The following is a 2,710-nucleotide window of genomic DNA, read 5'->3' as shown; positions in this document are numbered from 1 at the left end:
TGACAACCAAGATAAGTGTTTTTATAAGCCGTTGCCCCTAAATTGGTCAGCACATTGGCGTGGATATCGGCATTTCCCCCTGCTCTCATAGAGCTATAATGGTTGTCAATGGTATCAGCGTTAATGATGAGATTGCCGTGAGATTGTATCATCCCTTGACGAGTAGGCGAAAATTCTTGCGTGACAGTTTTCTGTATCATGTGAGATAATTATTCCATCGGTACCCTTGAAAAAAAGCGAACTTTCACTCTCTTCATTCCAAGTAAATGCCTTGTATACTATCCCATCTTCTAAAGTTATCTTACCATAAGTTGCCTCTTTGTTGGGCAAAGAATTTTTAAAGTGAAAATCACATATGTTTCCTGAACATTCAACTTCCTCATAGGAAACGGCCCCACATTTCTACCCTCAACTCATTTGCTACACTTGTTGTATGATACAAAATCGCATTTTCAATTGGATCAAACCCCTCTGGTTTTTGGAATGCGATGGTGACTTCTTCCGTTTTTTCCGTGATGATCAACAAATTGAACAGATCAATCAAGTTGTTGAAGCCTTTTTAGCAGAGATAGAACGAGAGATACAACAACTCTCAACAAAAGCTGCTTAACCTTATGGGGGTGTTTTGTTCCCCGCATATCTACGAGCACCCCCACCCTTCTTAACACTTTCAAGTAATGCGTGATTCACGCCACACGTGAATTGCATCTCAATGTAAGGAGAAAAGATATGGCACCTCGTAAAGCTATCATAACGCAAGCAGACATTGCACGAGCTTTAAGAGAAGCAAAAAAGCAAAAATGCGAACTCATAGAAATCAAACCTACCGGTGAACTGCTTATCTATCTTAAAGCAGATATTCCAATACCAAATTCAGTTAGCCACCCAGACAAACTTTTAGATTTGTCAAAGAATGAATATTACGAAACCGCACTCTCTAAGATGTAAAATACCATGCCTAAACCACGTCCTCCTCATCTCGTTAAACAAATTACTCAACATGGCAAAATTGTATGGTATGTACGTATTGGTCATGGACCACGCATTAGAATACGCGGTACCTATGGAACGCAAGAGTTTGTTGATAACTACAAAAGCGCACTTGCCGAGTTACAAGGGCTTATACTTCCTAAATCAAAAACTGGTAAACTTGTTGAAGGTTCATTCGCATGGCTCCTTAAATAATATTTTAATAGCTCCAATTGGCATAGCCTTTCTAAAGTCACCCAAAAACAAAAAGAACTCATCCTTATGAAGGTATGTGATTGGAGAAGAAACATTCATTTGTGGTAAAGAAGGTAAAAAACTAGTTAAAGAAAGTTTTGGCAACCTTTTTCGTGAGGCTTGTAACGTAGCGGGAATCAAAAAATCAGCACATGGCTTAAGAAAATTAGCAGCAACACGCGCAGTTAATTCTGGTGCAACAGTCTCGCAACTCAAAGCAGTTTTTGGCTGGACAGACGACACTATGACATCTCTTTACACAAAGAGCGCAGACCGTAAAAACTTGCTCTTGAAGCCATAAAAAAGCTTCAAAAAGATGAGGAAAAGAGGCCTATAAAACTCAATAGAATCAGGAACAACCTATTCTCTCATATTAGACATAAATATTTTATTTTACACATATTTGTGAATGAAACGGCTTTTAAAACCTTGTCTGTTAAAGTTTATGCTTTTTGCCTCTGCATAATTTAGCGTTTTTAAGTTCTATTCTTGAAAAACTATGCAATACTTTAACAAACTATTTATTGATCTAAGCGTTCAATAATCTTTTCTTCCATTCAAATTACCTTTTTGCTTATCCTAAAGAAAAAAGCATTATAAATATACCTAATTTTCAGTCATATCTGGAAAAGGTTTTAAACTGTCGATGCAAATCTTACACAACGTTTTATTCAAATAGTGTAAATCAGCCCTTTCCTCCAAGATACCCTTTAGACGCATTAAATATCTGAATATTTTTATTTAAAAAATAAAAATCTTTTAAAGAGCTTTCTTATTGAATTGTACTTATTTAAACTCAATAAAAATTTTCCTTGAATATATATCCCATTCTTACAAATTTATCTCTCATAAACTGTCAAAGCAATAACATTTTCTTTTCGCAGATATGACCGATCTAAATAGAATAAATATCTGGAAAGGTAAAATAATTTAAAAATACACGACCGAAATTTAATATAATTTATCAAACATTTTCAACTGAACTTTTCTTATTATTACGAAAACGACCATTAGAACTTAAAAAATATTGCTTTGTTAAAAATTTTCAAACAGGAAAAAGAAATGATAAATATCATAATTACCTTTCATTTTTTCAGAAAAAACTATCATATTTAAAAATGAAATTCTTAGATAACACACTCAAAGAATTAACTTATGAAGAATTATTTTAATTGAAACTTAAATGGTTTTACAAAGAACGCTTTAAAATGCGTATTAAAATGATTGACCTTTTGCAAGAAATTTGTCAAAAAGCATATCTAGTTTGGAGGGGTGGCCGAGCGGTTTAAGGCACCGGTCTTGAAAACCGGCGTGCAGGAGACTGTACCGTGGGTTCGAATCCCACCCCCTCCGCCACAGCACTTTTATGGTGCTATAACTTATTGATTTCATGTGTGTTTTTTCAAGGTTGTAGCTTGCCAGCGGGTTTTGTATATTTTGCCACTAGGTTTTGTACCAATTTATTTTTTCTCAAAGAGTTTTAAAG

General features: G+C 34.9%; 2 protein-coding genes, 1 tRNA gene and 2 pseudogenes. 4 read left to right on the top strand and 1 reads right to left on the bottom strand.

Annotation, left to right across the window (positions count from 1 at the left end; genetic code table 11):
* A partial coding sequence (locus ACFIQC_RS09500) for a hypothetical protein (protein WP_375707107.1) occupies positions 1-200 on the bottom strand: 200 nt, incomplete at its 3' end.
* A gap of 302 nt (positions 201-502) precedes the next feature.
* Here ACFIQC_RS09500 and ACFIQC_RS09495 point away from each other — a divergent pair.
* From ACFIQC_RS09495 to ACFIQC_RS09480, 4 genes and pseudogenes are all read left to right on the top strand, one after another.
* A pseudogene (locus ACFIQC_RS09495) lies at positions 503-610 on the top strand (exonuclease); the annotation flags it as partial.
* Positions 611-729: 119 nt separating this feature from the next.
* A complete protein-coding gene (locus ACFIQC_RS09490; protein WP_375618906.1) occupies positions 730-948 on the top strand; it encodes a hypothetical protein in 219 nt (72 codons plus the stop codon).
* A 6-nt stretch (positions 949-954) separates the two neighbouring features.
* Positions 955-1,548: pseudogene (locus ACFIQC_RS09485) on the top strand (tyrosine-type recombinase/integrase); the annotation flags it as partial.
* 942 nt (positions 1,549-2,490) lie between these two features.
* A tRNA-Ser gene (locus tag ACFIQC_RS09480) sits at positions 2,491-2,580 on the top strand.
* The last annotated feature ends 130 nt before the right edge of the window (positions 2,581-2,710 follow it).

Source organism: Bartonella sp. AA126HLJHH (genome assembly GCF_042197425.1).
Classification (GTDB): domain Bacteria; phylum Pseudomonadota; class Alphaproteobacteria; order Rhizobiales; family Rhizobiaceae; genus Bartonella.
This window is presented reverse-complemented; position numbering and strand designations above follow the sequence as displayed.